Origin of the sequence: Actinomycetospora endophytica, from assembly GCF_021026375.1 — a bacterium.
Taxonomy (GTDB): domain Bacteria; phylum Actinomycetota; class Actinomycetes; order Mycobacteriales; family Pseudonocardiaceae; genus Actinomycetospora; species Actinomycetospora endophytica.
This window is the reverse complement of the sequence record NZ_JAJNDB010000001.1, coordinates 412,511-427,420: the sequence shown is the minus strand read 5'-3', so window position 1 is coordinate 427,420 and position 14,910 is coordinate 412,511. Positions and strand designations below refer to the sequence as shown.

Genomic DNA, 14,910 nt, shown 5'->3' with positions numbered 1-14,910 from the left:
ACCCACAGGCAACGATGCGACCATCGGGACGTGTTGACGGTCGTGGTCGCGGGAGCCGGCATCGCGGGATGTGCGGTGGCCGTCGCGGTGCACCGCGCCGGGCACCGCGCGGTCGTGCTCGAGGCCCGTCCCGGCGGCGCGGCCGACGTCGGGGCCTTCCTCGTCCTCGCCAGCAGCGGGGTGCGCGCCCTCGACGAGCTCGGGGCCCTCGCCGAGGTCGACGCCGTCGCCGGGCGGCTCGACGGCTTCGTCGCCCAGACATCCGACGGCACCGTCACCGTCGAGCGACCCCTGGGCTCCGGCGGGCCGGACTACCGCTACGTCCGCCGGGCCGCCCTGTGCGAGGCGCTGCAGCGCCGCGTCGAGGAGCTCGGGATCGACCTGCGGCGCGGAGCGCGCGTCGTCGGCACCGAACGGCACGACGGCGGGGTGGCGGCGCTGCTCGACGACGGCGGGCGGATCGAGGCGGACCTCCTGATCGCCGCCGACGGGCTCGGGTCACGACGGCGGGCCGAGGTGGATCCGGACGGGCCGCCCCCGCGCTACGCCGGCCAGCGCGTCTACTACGGCCGGTCCCCGGTGACCGACGTCGGGCGGGTCCACGGCTTCCACTCCGTGAACGGCGGCGCGGCGTTCGGCCACATCCCGACCGGCTCCGAGACCTGGTGGTTCTGCCGGGTCACCGCACCGCCGCTGGCACCGGGAGCGACCGTCGGCGACCACCGCGCGGACGTCCTCGACCACGTCGACGGGATCGCCGCGCGGCTCGTGACGGCCACCGGGGTCGTCGTCGGGGTCGAGGCCCGCGACCTCCCGTTCGTGTCCCGCTGGGAGCGCGACCGGGTCCTCCTGGTCGGCGACGCCGCGCACGCCGCCTCGCCCGCGTCGGGGCAGGGGGGCTCCACGGCGCTCGAGGACGGGGTGGTGCTCGGCAAGGCGCTGCGCGACACCGGGGATGTCGACGCCGCCGTCGCGCTGTTCACCCGCTGCCGCGCCGGGCGCACCCAGGCCAACGTCGTCGCGAGCGCACGGCACACCGCGGGCGGCGATCCGGTGCCGGACATGCCGCCCGGACGTGCTCTCGACGAGCGCGAGCTCGCCGCGCAGTTGGCGTGGGCGTCGCCGCTGACCTGACGACGGGGCATCGCGGTCCCGTTCACCACCGCCGGAGCCGTCGGCCTCCCCGCCGGACGAGCTCGCGCAGCCGGGCACGCAGCGCGTCGAGCACCAGCCGCGCCGCGCCGGGTCCCGACGACGGGTGCGGGGCCGCGCCCGTCCGCGCCGAGGAGTCGACGGCGCCGGCGAACTGCTCGAACATCCGCCGGGACACGTCGCCGGCGAGCGCCCGTCCGAACTGCGCGATCCGGCCGGACAGGTGCACGTCGGCACCCGCCCGCAGCGTCGTGCCGCCGTCGTCACGGGCCCGCGCCGCGAGCCGGATGACCGCCTGCGTGCTCGACCCGCCGCGGTCGGAGCCCTGAGCGAGCACCCGCATGACGTGCGCATCGCGGTCGTGTTCGACCACCTGCGCAAGCCCCGCGAAGGCGAGCGACACCGGGCCGAGGGCCACCGTCGCGGTGCCCCGGTAGCGGCCGTCGCCGAGGTCGGCGGTCAACCGGGCGCCGGGCAGGCAGGCGGCGAGCCGCTCGAAGTCGGCGAGTACCGCCCACACCGCGTCGATCGGGGAGGTGAGTGGAGCCTCGACGTCGACGGTGACCGTGGGCGGGCCGGAGGGGACGGTGACCTCTCCGTCGTCGGAAGCCGAGACCGCCGACGCCGCGGGCTCCGGCACCGTCGTCGTGGGGGTGCCCGCCCCTGACCGCCCGACGAGCATCGGCGGTGCCGCCGCCCGGGGCGCCGGCACGCCGTCGGGATGCGTCGCCGCGACGTCCGCGACCGCCGCGAGGATCCCGCGGTAGCCGGTGCAGCGGCACAGCACGCCGGACATGTCCTCGGCGAGCGTGACCTCGTCGTAGGTGCCGCCGGCGAGCAGGTCGTAGGAGCTCATGAGCATGCCCGGCGTGCAGAACCCGCACTGCAGACCGTGGTGGTGGGAGAACGCCTGCTGCAGCGGATGCTGTTCGGCCGCGCTGCCGAGCCCCTCCACCGTCGTCACCTCGGAGCCCTCGCACTGCACGGCGAACAGCAGGCACGCCCGTGCCGCCTCGCCGTCGACCAGGACGGTGCACATCCCGCAGACGCCGTGCTCGCAGCCGACGTGCGTGCCGGTGAGCCCGAGGCGGTCGCGCAGCACGTCGGAGAGGGTCGTGCGGGGGGTGACGGCGAGGGTGGTCTCGCGGCCGTTGACGCCGAGGGTGACGTCGGCGGTGGCGTCGGCCGCGACGTGGACGGGCTTCACGACGGGTCTCCCGGGAGGGCCTGACGGTGGGCCCGGGCGAGCTCGCGGGCGGCGAGCACCCCGAGCAGGTGGGCGCGGTAGGCGGTGGAGCCGTGGGCGTCCCCGGCGGTGTCGACGACGTCGGCGGCGAGCGCGTCCGTGGCGGGCCGCAGGTCCGGCTCGGTGACGGCGTGGGCCAACAGGTCGGTGACGTCCCGGACCACGGGCCGGTCCGAGACCCCGAACGCGGCCAGCGTCGCGTCCTTCACCGCTCCCGCGACCGCCCGGACGCGGATCGCCACCCCGGCGAGCGCGAAGTCCCCGTGCCGGCGGGCGATCTCGGCGAACCCGAACCCCTCGCCCCGGCCCGCCGTCGGGAACCGGACGGCCGTGATCAGCTCGTCGGCGCCGACGACCGTGGTCATCGCGCCCGTGACCAGTTCCGCGGCCGCCACCTCGCGGTCCCCGCGCGGGCCGGTGACCTCGACGATCGCGCCGACGCACGCGGCGACGGCGGGCAGCTCGGCGGCCGGGTCGGCGTGGGCGAGGCTGCCGCAGACCGTGCCCCGGCTGCGCAGCTCGCGGTGCCCGACGAACGGCATCGCCCGCCCGATCAGGGGCACCCGCGCCGTCGTCGGGTCCCGCTCGACGCGACGCTGGCGTACCGCGGCGCCGACGCGCAGTTCGTCGTCGGCGATCCCGAGCCCGCCCAGCTCCGGCAGCGCCGTGACGTCGACGAGCGTGCCCGGACGACCGAGTCGCATCGCGAGGACGGGGACGAGCGACTGCCCGCCGGCGAGCACCTTGGCGTCCCCGGCGGCCAGGACCTCGACGGCGTCGGCGACGCTGCCCGGGCGGTGGTAGGCGAACGGCGCGGACTTCACTCAGCGCCCCGTGAAGTTCGGCGTGCGCTTCTCGGTGAACGCGGCGACGCCCTCGGCGAAGTCGTGGCTCGCGCGCAGCATCGCGTAGGCCTTGCGCTCCAGTTCGATGCCCGAGTACAGCGGCGCGTCGACGCCGCGGTCGAGCACCTCCTTCGCGGTGCGCAGCGCCATGGGGGAGAAGCCGAGGAGCTTGTCGATCATCGCGTCGGTGGCCTTGTCGAGGGCTTCACGGTCGGGGTGCAGCTCGGCGAGCAGGCCCCAGTCGGCCGCCTCGGCGCCGGTGATGCGCTTCGCGGTCATGACGTGGTGCTTGGCGCGGGAGAGGCCGATGAGCCGCGCGAGCCGTTGGGTGCCGCCTGACCCGGGGATCATCCCGAGATTCATCTCCGGCAGGGCGAAACGGCTGCGCTCGCTCGCCAGTCGGATGTCGCAGGAGAGCACGAGCTCCAGCCCCACGCCGAAGCAGTAGCCGTCGACGGCGACGACGACCGGCTTGGGGGAGCGCGACGCAGCGGTCACCTCGTGGCCGAGGTCGGTCAGGTCGACCGGCTCGACCTCCATGAACCCGGCGATGTCCCCGCCCGAGGAGAAGTGCTCGCCGTCGGAACGGACCACGACCACACGGACGTCGTCGTCGCGGTCGATCTCGGCGAACCGCGCGGCTACCGCCGACCGCATCTCCCACGTGATCACGGTGTACGGGCCGTGGGCCAGGACGAGGTTCGCGACGCGCCCGTCATGCGAGCGCTCGAGCCGGACCTCTCCGCCGTGCAGTGCCATCAGTGGTCCTTCCTGTCGAGCAGCCGGAACAGCGCCTCGCCGTGCAGGGGCAGGGAGTCGATCGCGACGCCCGCCGGGCCCAGCGCGTCCGCGACGGCGTTGGCGATCGCCACCGGCAGGCTCATGGAGCTGCCCTCGCCGCAGCCCTTCGCGCCGAGCGGGGTGAGCGGCGAGGGCGACGCGAGGTGGTCGGAGACCAGCTCGAAGCCCGTTTCCGCGGTCGTCGGGCAGAGATAGTCGAGGAACGTCGCCGACTGCGGTTGTCCGGCGTCGGAGTACCGGAACTCCTCGAACAGCGCGCCACCGAGCCCGTGAACCAGGGCGCCGAGCACCTGGCCCTCGAGCAGCACCGGGTCGAGCACCGTGCCCGCGTCGTGGACGCTCGCGACCCGGTCCAGGGTGATCTCGAGCGTGTCCGGGTCGATCCGCACGCCGACCATCTCGGCGACGAATCCGTAGCAGAGCGACGAGTTGATCCTGTCCTCCGCGGTGGCCGCGACCGCCTCGGGCGGGCGGAACTCGCCGTCGGCGGTGGTGCGCGCCGGGAGGTCGGCCGGCAGCGCGCCCGGATCCCAGTGCAGCAGTCCGGCCGCGTGCCGGAACCGACAGGAGGTCCCCGACGACGGGTCGCGGATCTCGCCGTCCGCGAGGTCCAGCCCGTCGGCGGCCTCGGGTGGCAGACCCAGCAGCACCGTCGCGGCCCCGCGGACCGACTCCGCGAGGCGATCGACGGCCGCGATCACCGCGCTGGTCACCAGCGGGGCGAACCGCGACGAGTAGCTGCCCGAGGTCACCGTCCACGGCGTCGCGGCGGTGTCCATCTCGATCCGGGCGCGGACCTGCTCCGGCGGCAGGCCGAGCCGTCGCGCGGCCACCCGTCGGGCCACCGTCGCGTGCCCCTGGCCCTGCGGGACCGATCCGAGCAGCACCGTGACCACGCCCTGCACGTCCACCGACGCGCGCACGATCTCCGTCGACCCGGACTTGTCCCGGCCCGGCTTGCGGTCGGCCGCCGGTGTCGCGAGCCCGACGTAGCCGATGTTGGTGCCGGAGGGGTCGACGACGAGCGCGAGCCCGACGCCGTAGTGCTCGCCGGCCTCGCGCGCGGCGACCTGTCGGGCCCGCAGCTCGTCGTACCCGCCCTTCGTCACCAGCAGCTCGAGCGCGCGGGTGTAGTCGCCGGAGTCGTAGAGCCCGCCGGTCGGGGTGCGGTGGGGGAAGGCGCGGACCAGGTTGCGGCGGCGGACCTCGGCGACGTCGAGACCCGTCGTCGTCGCGACCGCGTCCATCAGCCGCTCGAGGCCGAAGTAGAGCTGCTGCCCTCCGAAACCGCGGTTGAGCCCGGTCGGAGCGCGGTTGGTGACGACCGCGCGGGCGCGGATGGCGACCGCGGGCACGTCGTAGGCGCCGGTGATGTTGCCGAAGCAGCGGTAGAGCGTGGACGGCTCGGGCGGGCGCAGGTAGGCGCCGACGTCGTCGGCGAGGTCGATGCGCAGTGCCGTCACGCCGCCGTCGTCGTCGACCGCGGCCTCGAACCTCATGACCCGTCCGGCGCCGGACGAGCTGGCGAGCAGGTGCTCGATGCGGTCCTCGGTCCAGCGCACCGGCCGTCCGGCGTGCTTCGACGCGAGTGCCATCAGCACGACGTAGGGGTAGATGCCGGACTTGATGCCGAAGCTGCCGCCGATGTCGGCCGGGACGTGCAACCGGAACCGGCTCGGGGGCAGGCCGAGCGCCCCGGCGGCCACCGGCACCATCGTGAACGGCCCGTGGAAGTTCGCCCACACCTCGACCGCCGGGCCCTCGGCGTCCTCGCTCCACCGCGCGATCACGCCGTAGGTCTCCATCGGCACCGAGGAGTACCGCGGGAACGTGTAGTCGCCGCGGACGGTGTGCGTGGCGGCGTCGAAGGCGCCGTCGACGTCGCCGAAGCAGAACGTGCGGTCGGTGGCGACGTTGGTGCCGGCCTCGTCGTGCAGCAGGGGCGCGTCCGGTTCGAGCGCACGGCGGGTGTCGACGACGACGTCGAGCGGCTCGTAGTCGACGGTGACGAGCTCGGCGGCGTCCTCGGCGACGTAACGGTCGGTCGCGACGACGACGGCCACCGGCTCGCCGACGTAGCGGGCGCGGTCGACGGCACTGGGCAGGTACGGCATCGGGGTCGCGGTCGACAGGGGGAACGGCCGGACCGCGGCGTGCACCTCGTCCGGGCCGATCACGGCGGCGACGCCCGGGTACGCCCGCGCCCGGTCCAGGTCGGCGGAGCGGATGCGGGCGTGCGGGTGGGGGCTGCGCACGACGGCGGCGACGAGGGTGCCGGGCAGCGGGTCGAGGTCGTCGAGGAACGCGCCGGTGCCGCTGACGAGGGCGGCGTCCTCGTCTCGGGCCGGGGTCCAGCGTCGTGGCTCGGCGTTCACCGGTGGGCCCCCGGTTCTGAGCGAGGGTGCCCTTCGCTCGATGTATTCGACCGAAGGTGCCCTTCGCCCACATCGGGAGCGGGGCCTGCGCCGGAATCCGCCAGCGGGGAGAACTCGCCCGCGACGAGCACCCGGCGCAGCGTCTTCCCGACCGCCGAACGAGGCACCGCGGTCAGCGCCACGACCCGCTTCGGACGCTGCAGCGACGGGAGCTCCACGCGTCCCCACCGGTCGGTCGCCGCCACCGCCACGCCCGGCTCCACACCGGGTGCCGGCACGACGAACGCCGTCACGGCCTGGCCCCAGCGCTCGTCGGGGAGTCCGGCCACGACGACGTCGGCGAGCTCCGGGCAGCGCACCAGCGCCGCCTCGATCTCGTCGGGGTAGACGTTCTCCCCGCCCGAGTTGATCATGTCGTCGATGCGCCCGGCCACCCAGAGATCGCCGTCGTCATCGGTCACCGCCAGGTCGCCGGGGAAGTACCACCCGTCGCGCACGGTCCGTGCGGTGGCGTCCGGGCGACGCCAGTAGCCGGCGAACGCCTCGGGACTCGCCATCGAGACCGCGACCTGCCCCTGCTCGCCGGGCCCGACGATCGCCTCGGGTGACGCGTCCGGGGCCGGCTCGACGAGGCGCAGCCGACCGAACACCCCGGCGCGACCCGCGCAGCCGGGCTTCGCCGCGACGTCCGGGCCGATCGAGAACGTGTAGATCTCGGTCGAGCCGAAGTGGTTGACGAACGACTCCGGCGCCAGCGCCTGGACCAGCCGCTCGGCCAGCGCCGGCGCCATCGCGGCTCCCGCGTAGGCGAGGCGTCGGACCGAGCGGAACCGGGCCAGCGTCGGGTCCTCGCGCAGCAGCGACCAGAACATCGTCGGGACCAGGTAGAGCGACGTGATCCCATCCGCCACCACCAGCTCGGCAGCCTCGGCGGCGTCGAACCGCGCCTGGGGCACCCAGGTCCCGGCGGCGAGGACCGTCGCGATCAGCGTCCGCACGCCCATGGTGTGGAAGAGCGGCATGACGCCGAGCGCCACCTCGCCGGGCCGCCCGCCGGTCTGGATGAGGTGCGCGACGGCGGCCGCGTGCTCGGCGGCGTGGGTGCGCGGCACGCCCTTGGGGCGCCCGGTCGTGCCGGAGGTGTAGAGCATGACGCTGATGTCGTCCGGCTTCGGAGCGCCGGTCGGCGGCGGGGTGTCGGGTGCGTCGGCCGCAGCGCGCTCGAGGTCGTCGACCAGCCGGTGGGTGTGGGGCCGCACGTGCTCGTCGCCCGCGGCGGCGTCGACCCGCTCGGCAGTCGCCTCGTCGGACACGATGACGGCGGGCGCGGCGTCGGCGAGACAGTGGACCAGCTCCTCGTGGCCGATGCGGGTGGACAGCGGCACCGCGACGGCCGCCAGCCGTTGGGCGGCGAGGTGCAGCGACGCGGCCGGCTCACCGCCGGTGAGGACGAGCGCCACCCGATCGCCGCGGCGCACCCCGAGCTCGGCCAGGGCGTGCGCGAGGCCGGCCGTGCGGGCGTCCCACTCGGCCCACGTCATCGGCTCCGGGCCGCCGACGGCGCGGCGGCGGGGGTAGCGCTCCACGGTCCAGGCCCACGCCGTCGCGAGATCCACTGCCCCGCCTCCCGATCATGATCCGGCGCATACCGTCTGTTTCGGACTGTATGGAGCGGATGGCGAGTCGGCAAGGGTCGGTAGGCTCCGCCCGTGGCCGACCGGCTCTCCCCGACCTCGTACGTCGTCCTCGGGACGATCGCGTTGCGGGGGCCGTCCACGTCCTACGACCTCAAGCGGGCCGTCGGCCGCTCCATCGGCTACTTCTGGCACTTCCCGCACGCGCAGCTGTACTCGGAGCCGCAGCGGCTGGTCGACCTCGGGCTGCTCGAGGCGGAGACCGAGGAGGGCGGGCGCCGGCGGCGGACGTTCCGGCTCACCGACCCCGGGCGCGAAGAACTCCGGGCGTGGCTCGCGGAGCCGACACCCGAGCACTTCCAGATGCGCGACATCGCGGAGCTCAAGCTCTTCTTCAACGAGGTCGGCGAGCCCGGGGACGTCGAGCGCCTGGCACGCGAGCAGGTGGCGGCGCACCGCGAGCGGATCGCGGTGTACGAGGACATGCAGAAGCGCTACGCATCGCTCGACGCGGTCGCCAAGCGGATGATCACGCTACGGCTGGGTCTGGAGATGGAGCACGCGGCGCTGCGGTTCTGGTCCTCGCTGCTCGAGGAGACCGACCGCGCCTGAGCTACTGGCGGTACCCCTCCACGACGTTCGCGGAGCGCTCGTGCGCCTCGCCCGGGTCCTCGCCGGCGTCCCGGCGACCCTGACGCAGCCGCTTGAGGTCGTAGAGCCGGTCCCGCTCGACCTCCAGCGTGCGCAGGCGCGCGACGTCCTCGTCGCTCATGCCGCCGTGGCTGCGGTTGCGGATCTCGTGCTCCTCCGCGGCGTTCGCGTCGATGCGCTCGGCGATCTCGGCGTCGGTACGGGGTTCGTCGCTGGTCACGCCGCCACACTAGGTGCGCTGCGCGCTCATGAGCACTATTCCGTGTCAGAGGACGGATTTCTGCTCACGAGGCCGGAGGCCACCCATGGTCGAGCCGTACAACGCCGTCGGGCTCATCCCGACGTTCTGGGGTATCCGCGAACGCGCCGACATCGCCCACAACCTCGAGCACCTCGAGAGCCTCACGCACGCCGCGTTCTGGCTGTCGAACCTCGACATCCCGGTGAAGCTGCTGGTCATCCCCGAGGGAGCGCTCCAGGGGTTCAACGACGAGATCCTCGACGTCGACCACACCGAGTTCGCCCACCACTGCGCCATCGACGTGCCCGGCCCGGAGACCGACCGGCTCGGCGCGCTCGCCCGTCGCTGGGGCGTCTACGTGATGGCACAGGCCAAGGTCCGCCACCCGGACTGGCCGGACCTGTTCTTCAACGCCGGGTTCGTGATCTCCCCCGAGGAGGAGATCGTCCTCGTCCACCACAAGCTCGACGCGCTGCTCCCGGTGGAGCGGTCGGTGTCGCCGCACGACCTGTTCGACTGGTGGATCGAGCGCTACGGCCGGACGCTCGACGCGTTCTGGCCGGTCGCCGACACCCCGATCGGCCGGCTCGGCGTGATGATGGCGATGGAGGGGATGTACCCGGAGAACGGCCGCGGTCTCGCCCTCAACGGCGCCGAGGTGGTCTACCGGGCGTCGCTGCCGGTGCCGTTCACCGAGAACGACGTCTTCGAGATCTCCAACCGGGCGCGGGCGATCGAGAACAACTTCTACGTCGTCGCCCCGAACATCGGCGGCTACCACCTCTACCCGGACAGCCCGCACGCGATCGACGCCGGCGGCGGCCGCTCGATGATCGTCAACCACCGGGGCCAGCTCGTCGGCAAGCAGTTCGACACCAACGGCTCCACGTTCGTCAGCGGCGTCGTGGACATCGAGGCGCTGCGCCACCACCGGGCCACCGCGCAGATCAGCAACTGGGCCAAGGACATCCGCACCGAGCTCGCGCAGCTGGTCTACGAGCGCCCGATCTACCCGAAGAACCTCTACCTCGACCGCAAGCCGCCGCACCACGACGAGTACCGGCGCGAGATCCTCGAGACCCAGATCCGGTTGATGCACGACCGGGAGATCTGGGTGCCGCCGGCGTAGGTGCGCTTCGCGCCTGTGAGCAGTAATTGACGCCAGGGCATCAATTACTGCTCACGAGCGCGCAGCGCACCTACGCCCGGTCGAGATAGGCGCGGATCGCCTGACGCAGCAGGTCGACGACCGGGCGACCCTCCTGGATCGCGCGGATGTGGAGCTCGTCGCGCAGCGCCCGGGGGACCCGGCCGGACAGGTAGACCAGCTCCTCCGCCGCGCCCCCGACGACGGGGCCCCGATGGTGCTGGCGCCGCCCCTTCGGTCCGGGGCCCGGGACGGCGTCGGGCACGGACATCAGCGGACTGGGCGAGGGGGCCAGCGCGGACGTCGGTTCGGGGCGCAGGCGCCCACCCGACGAGCGGGAGGGTTGTCGAGGGTCAGGCGAGGGCATCGGTCGCTGCCTCCAACTGGTCGGCGAGGGTGGAGAAGGTCGCGATCAGGGCACGGGCGGGAGCGCCGCGGGCCCGCAGGGGCTGCGCGGCGTCGATGGCCTCGGCCAGGACCGCCCGGGACGGGATCGGTGGGGACCACACCAGGGGCCCGAAGGTCTCGGTGACGGAGTCGGTGTGCCAGGCGTGGAGCCCGCGGCGCCGGTCGTGCTCGTTGATGATCACGCCGGCGACGTCGAGGCGCGGCCGCCCGAGGTGGCGGCGGTAGGTGGTGACGAAGTCGCGGACCCGGATCGCGCCCTGCAGGTGGTCGTACTCGGGGCGCAGCACCAGGACGACGGTGTCGGCGGCGGCGAGTCCGAGCTGCGTCAGGTGCCCGAGGGAGGGCGGGCAGTCCAGGAGCACGACGTCGTAGTCCTCGGCGACGCCGACCAGCGCCACCTCGAGGCGCTCGTGCGAGCCCAGCTGACCGGCCTCGGCGACCCGGGCCTCGAGGTCGTAGCGGGCCGGCAGGAGGTCGATGCGCTCGGCACCGGCCGTGATCCAGCGGCACCCGACGATCGCGTCGGCGGCGCAGCCCTTCTGGTGGGCGGCCACGACCTCCGCGGCGGTGACCATCGAGGCCAGCTCGGCCTCGCCGTAGCCCAGCCGGCGCGACAGGTTGGCCTGCGGGTCGAGGTCGACGGCGAGCACCCGGCGGCCGCGGGCGGCGAGGGCCTCGGCGAGGTGGACGATCGCGGTCGTCTTGCCCGCCCCGCCCTTGTTGTTGGCGACTGCAACCCGCATGCCAGCACCCCCGACCCGCGCGCCGGCGTGTCAGCTGGCGTCCTATCGCCGAACGTGCACAGTGGCACCCGTGCGGCTGTGCTCACAAGCACTGCCGCACGTGTGCACATGTGCACCGCCGAGCGGTTGCCGCACCCGGGTGAGCCCCGCTGCACCCGACTGGGTTCCTGCTCCCACGGACGGCCCAGCCAGGACCGGCGAACGGTGGCGGACCGGCCGGACGGCCGCGACAGCCGCCCGCGAACGGAGGCTTCCGGCGGGTCGTGGATCGGCCTACGGTCCGTGGAACGCCGACCGCTCTCACTCCGCCGCGCCGCAGATGCGGTCCGCCACGCGAGGACAGGCTGCGGTCGCGGGCGTCCCGGACCCCGATGCCCTGGCACCCCCGGATCACCGGGAGGAGCCGCGAGCCGAAGACCAGGGGGCAGGTCGATGGTGATCAGACGGGTCGGGGCACCTTCGTTGCAGTGCGCCGTGCCATCGAGAGGGCAGGCGGGATCGTCGGAGGGCGATCTCGACGCCTGGCTCGAGCGGGGCGCACCGACGGCGGTGCTCCGATTGCGGGGCAGTCTGCGCTCCGCGACGGCAGCGACGCTGCGGGAGGCGGTGGAAGGCGCGCTGGGCGCCCGACCCGCCGCCGTGGTGCTCGACCTGACGGCCGTCGTCGCCGACGACGAGCTCGGTCTGTGGGTCGTGCCGGCGGTCGCCGGCGACGCCGCGCGGTGCGGGATCCCGCTGACCGTCGTCGCCCCGGACCGCCGGCTGCGCACCCGGCTGCGCCGGCTCGGCGCCCGGCACGTCGAGATCACCGACGTGATCCCGGACGCGGTCGACCGCTAGAGGCCCAGACGCCGCCGCACCGTCGGCGCGAACCGCCGGGACACCGGGATCCGTTCGTGCCGGCGGGGCGCGGTGCTCAGCGTCAGGCCGCCGCGTTCGGAGCTCAGCTCCCGAACGCGGGCCAGGTTGACCAGGTAGCTGCGGTGCACACGCAGGAACCCCTCACCGCGCAGGTCGCGCTCGAGGTGGTCGATGCCCCGGCGGGCGGCGCGCAGGACGCCGTCGTCGGTCGTCAGCCAGACGGTGTGGCCGTCCGCGCGGGCGTGCCGGATCCCGGCGACGGGCAGCAGCACGAGCTGCCCGGACCCGGTCAGGGCCGGGACCCGGTCCCGCCGTCCCGGCCCGGCCGCGACGGTGTCCGGCTCCGCGCCGGGACGGACCGGTGCTCCGGGGCCGGACGGTTCCCTGGGCGGCACCGGCTCGCCCGGACACGCTGGTCGGCCCGGACGGGCCGGTTCGCCCGGGGACACCGGCTCTCCGCGACCCAGACCGGGATCGGCGGCGGCCAGGAACCCGACGGCCTCCGGCCCGGCCATCACCGGGACCAGGTGGTACGGCTCGCCGTCGTCGTCCCGCTCGTCGCCGAGCACGGTGCCGCGCCAGTCGGGGTCGCCCCGCACACCGGCGCGGACCCGCTCCGCGAGGCGGGCGAGACCGGCGACATCGGGATCGCCGGGCGCGTCGGGGTCGGCGGGATCCGCGGGGCTGTCAGCGCCCCACCGGTGACGCGCCCGGAAGGCCGCGTTGGCGACGACCACGCGCCCGGACGCGTCGAGGGCCGCCCCCGAGGTCCCGGGACCGAGCTCGAGCCGCCCGAACGCCGCGACCAGCCGGGCCCGGTCGCGGGCCGCCGCACGCCGGAGCACACAGCCCAACGGCCGGGTCTCGACGACGAGGTCGACGGGCCGCAGCGGCACCGGTCCCTGCCAGGCGGACATCGCGAGGCTCGCCAGCGGGGTCCCGGTGACGGCGTCGCAGAGCGCGACCGAGCTGCAGCTCCAGTCGTGCAGCGACGAGTTCCAGTGCTCGGGGCCGCGGACGCCGGTCGCCTGCCGGTGCACCAGCGCGGTCCCGACGGCGTTCGTCCCGGCGACCGTCTCGGCCCAGATCGGGGTGTCCCCGACGTCGCGGGCCCGCCGTCCCGTGGCGCCCGACCCGTGGGAGCTGACGAGCCGGCCCCGTCCGTCCGTCACGACGGTGAGGCAGTCGTCGTGACGGACCGCCAGCGCCGCGGCGAGCCCGCCCAGCTCCGCGAACAGCGTCGCGTGCACCGGGCCGTAGAGCGCGCCGTCCTCCGGAGTCCCGGTCGGGGAGTGGCGGGGGTCGATGCGGTAGACGTCGCGGCAGCGGTACCAGGACGTCGCGATCCCCAGCGGGACGTCCTCGGGGCGCTCCTCGCCCGCGACGAACCGTTCCCAGGCGGCGTAGGTCCGGGCCAGGGACCCCGGCCACGGTGCGCGGCCGGTCATCGCCCGTCGACGTCCGAGACGGTCCCGTAGCCCTCCATGGCCCGGGTGAAGGCGAGCGGCCGGCCGTCGGCGAACACGTCCGGGGTGAACGACGGGTCGGCCATCACGCCCCAGGACCGTCGGCGCTGCATCGCCAGGTTCCCGGCGTCGTAGAGGGGGAAGACCATCGACTCCCGGTAGGCCTTCTCCATCGGGAACTTCCGGTCCAGGGCGTTGACCCCGACGATGCGCATGCAGTCGAAGACGACGCTCTGCATCAGGTCGCCGCAGAAGGTCTTGTTCATGCCGCCCAGCGCGTGCCCCTCGCCGGGGTGCCGGTCCAGGTAGTGGGCGGCCTTCCAGCAGAGATAGCGGCCGGCCTCGATCTTCGCGGCCACCTCGGTGAGCAAATTCCCGACGGCCTGGTGGTTGATGATCGGCCCCGAGCCGGCGCCGGTGTAGGTCCGCGCCCACTTGAGCGCGAACTCGTAGGCGCCCCGGGCGACCGCGACGGCCGCGATGCTCGCGATCGGCGCCGACCAGGTGAAGTTCCGGTTGACGAGCAGGTCCCCGTCGCCGCGCGCGAGCAGGGCGTCCTCCGGCACCCGCACGTTGCGGAAGGTCATGGTGACGTTCTGGCAGGTCCGGTGGGCCATCTTGTCGATGACCTCGTAGCTCACCCCCGGCGTCCCGCGCTCCACGACCACCGCGCTGAGCGCCTCCTTGCCGCCCTTCGCGCGGTCGGTGCGCACGACGCACACGTTGACGTCGGCTCCCTGCAGGTCCCAGCCACCGGCGTTGCAGGGCCAGTGCTTCTCGCCGTTGAGCACGTAGTCGCCGCCCGGACGCCGGTCGGCGACCAGTTGGATCCCGGCCTGCGGGCTGGGGTGGTCGAAGTTGGCCGTCCCGCCGCGCTCGCTGACCACCCATCCGGCGAGGAAGTCGCCCGTGGTGTCCGCCGCGGCCCGCGGGAGCCAGGTGTCGCGCTGGTCGTCGCTGCCGAACCACAGCAGCGGGAGCAGCGCGAGCCCGTTGACCAGCAGCACGGTCGGGAATCCCGGGTCCACGGCGCAGAGCTCCTCGATCGCGAGGAGGAAGTCGACGTTGGAGGCGCCCCCGCCGCCGTAATCGCGCGGCAGGAACATCGCCGGGTACCCGAGGGCGGCGGCCTCGGCGTAGACCGGGCGCATCGCGCGGAAGGCGTCCTGCGCATCCGGGAGCCGGTCCGCGTACTCGGCCGCCGGCCGGAGCACCTCCAGCGCGAACTCCCGGGCGACGTCCTTGAGCTTGTGCTGCTCGGGCGTCAGATCGAAGTCGATGGGCACGATGCTTCCTCCTCCGCAGCCGCCCGACGCGGCTGGGGAACGTCAGCGCCGGCC

General features: G+C 74.4%; 14 protein-coding genes. 4 read left to right on the top strand and 10 right to left on the bottom strand.

The genetic code is table 11. From position 1 onward, the window contains the following. Positions 1–30 precede the first annotated feature (30 nt). Positions 31–1,134, top strand: a complete 1,104-nt coding sequence (locus tag LQ327_RS02090) for an FAD-dependent oxidoreductase (protein WP_230729873.1) — start codon at positions 31–33, stop codon at positions 1,132–1,134. Positions 1,135–1,156: 22 nt separating this feature from the next. Here LQ327_RS02090 and LQ327_RS34485 read toward each other — a convergent pair whose 3' ends face one another. From LQ327_RS34485 to LQ327_RS02065, 5 genes are read right to left on the bottom strand one after another with little or no spacing between them, the layout of a single operon-like run. After that, positions 1,157–2,359 carry a xanthine dehydrogenase family Fe-S subunit gene (locus LQ327_RS34485; protein ID WP_230729872.1) on the bottom strand — a complete coding sequence of 401 codons (1,203 nt, stop codon included), beginning with the start codon at positions 2,357–2,359 and terminating at the stop codon, positions 1,157–1,159. Next, positions 2,356–3,222 (bottom strand): FAD binding domain-containing protein, encoded by an 867-nt coding sequence (locus tag LQ327_RS34480; RefSeq protein ID WP_230729871.1) that lies wholly within the window; start codon positions 3,220–3,222, stop codon positions 2,356–2,358. Before LQ327_RS34480 ends, LQ327_RS34485 begins: the two co-directional genes overlap by 4 nt. Beyond that, positions 3,223–4,002, bottom strand: coding sequence for an enoyl-CoA hydratase/isomerase family protein (locus LQ327_RS02075; RefSeq protein WP_230729870.1), 780 nt, complete (start codon positions 4,000–4,002; stop codon positions 3,223–3,225). After that, complete coding sequence (locus tag LQ327_RS02070; RefSeq protein ID WP_230729869.1) at positions 4,002–6,419, bottom strand: xanthine dehydrogenase family protein molybdopterin-binding subunit; 2,418 nt, start codon at positions 6,417–6,419, stop codon at positions 4,002–4,004. Before LQ327_RS02070 ends, LQ327_RS02075 begins: the two co-directional genes overlap by 1 nt. Beyond that, on the bottom strand, positions 6,416–8,035 hold the full coding sequence (locus LQ327_RS02065; protein WP_230729868.1) for a class I adenylate-forming enzyme family protein: 1,620 nt from the start codon (positions 8,033–8,035) through the stop codon (positions 6,416–6,418). Before LQ327_RS02065 ends, LQ327_RS02070 begins: the two co-directional genes overlap by 4 nt. 93 nt (positions 8,036–8,128) lie before the next feature. Here LQ327_RS02065 and LQ327_RS02060 point away from each other — a divergent pair, with 93 nt between their 5' ends. Then, positions 8,129–8,665 (top strand): PadR family transcriptional regulator, encoded by a 537-nt coding sequence (locus LQ327_RS02060; RefSeq protein WP_230729867.1) that lies wholly within the window; start codon positions 8,129–8,131, stop codon positions 8,663–8,665. Position 8,666: 1 nt separating this feature from the next. On the opposite strand, the gene LQ327_RS02055 is transcribed toward LQ327_RS02060, so the two are convergent. Next, on the bottom strand, positions 8,667–8,924 hold the full coding sequence (locus tag LQ327_RS02055) for a DUF2630 family protein (RefSeq protein ID WP_230729866.1): 258 nt from the start codon (positions 8,922–8,924) through the stop codon (positions 8,667–8,669). Between the two features lie 85 nt (positions 8,925–9,009). Between LQ327_RS02055 and LQ327_RS02050 the strand changes: the two genes are divergently transcribed. Next, a complete protein-coding gene (locus tag LQ327_RS02050; protein ID WP_230729865.1) occupies positions 9,010–10,074 on the top strand; it encodes a nitrilase-related carbon-nitrogen hydrolase in 1,065 nt (354 codons plus the stop codon). Positions 10,075–10,144: 70 nt separating this feature from the next. Here LQ327_RS02050 and LQ327_RS02045 read toward each other — a convergent pair whose 3' ends face one another. Next, positions 10,145–10,363 (bottom strand): hypothetical protein, encoded by a 219-nt coding sequence (locus LQ327_RS02045; RefSeq protein WP_230729864.1) that lies wholly within the window; start codon positions 10,361–10,363, stop codon positions 10,145–10,147. Between the two features lie 82 nt (positions 10,364–10,445). Continuing rightward, the gene (locus LQ327_RS02040) at positions 10,446–11,243 is read right to left on the bottom strand and encodes a ParA family protein (RefSeq protein WP_230729863.1); all 798 of its coding nucleotides are present in this window, start codon (positions 11,241–11,243) and stop codon (positions 10,446–10,448) included. A gap of 558 nt (positions 11,244–11,801) precedes the next feature. On the opposite strand from LQ327_RS02040, the gene LQ327_RS02035 reads away from it, so the two are divergent. Further along, positions 11,802–12,083, top strand: coding sequence for an STAS domain-containing protein (locus LQ327_RS02035; protein WP_230729862.1), 282 nt, complete (start codon positions 11,802–11,804; stop codon positions 12,081–12,083). On the opposite strand, the gene LQ327_RS02030 is transcribed toward LQ327_RS02035, so the two are convergent. After that, a complete protein-coding gene (locus LQ327_RS02030; protein WP_230729861.1) occupies positions 12,080–13,552 on the bottom strand; it encodes a DNA-binding protein in 1,473 nt (490 codons plus the stop codon). The genes LQ327_RS02035 and LQ327_RS02030 overlap by 4 nt on opposite strands. Continuing rightward, the gene (locus LQ327_RS02025) at positions 13,549–14,856 is read right to left on the bottom strand and encodes an acyl-CoA dehydrogenase family protein (RefSeq protein ID WP_230729860.1); all 1,308 of its coding nucleotides are present in this window, start codon (positions 14,854–14,856) and stop codon (positions 13,549–13,551) included. Before LQ327_RS02025 ends, LQ327_RS02030 begins: the two co-directional genes overlap by 4 nt. Positions 14,857–14,910 lie beyond the last annotated feature (54 nt).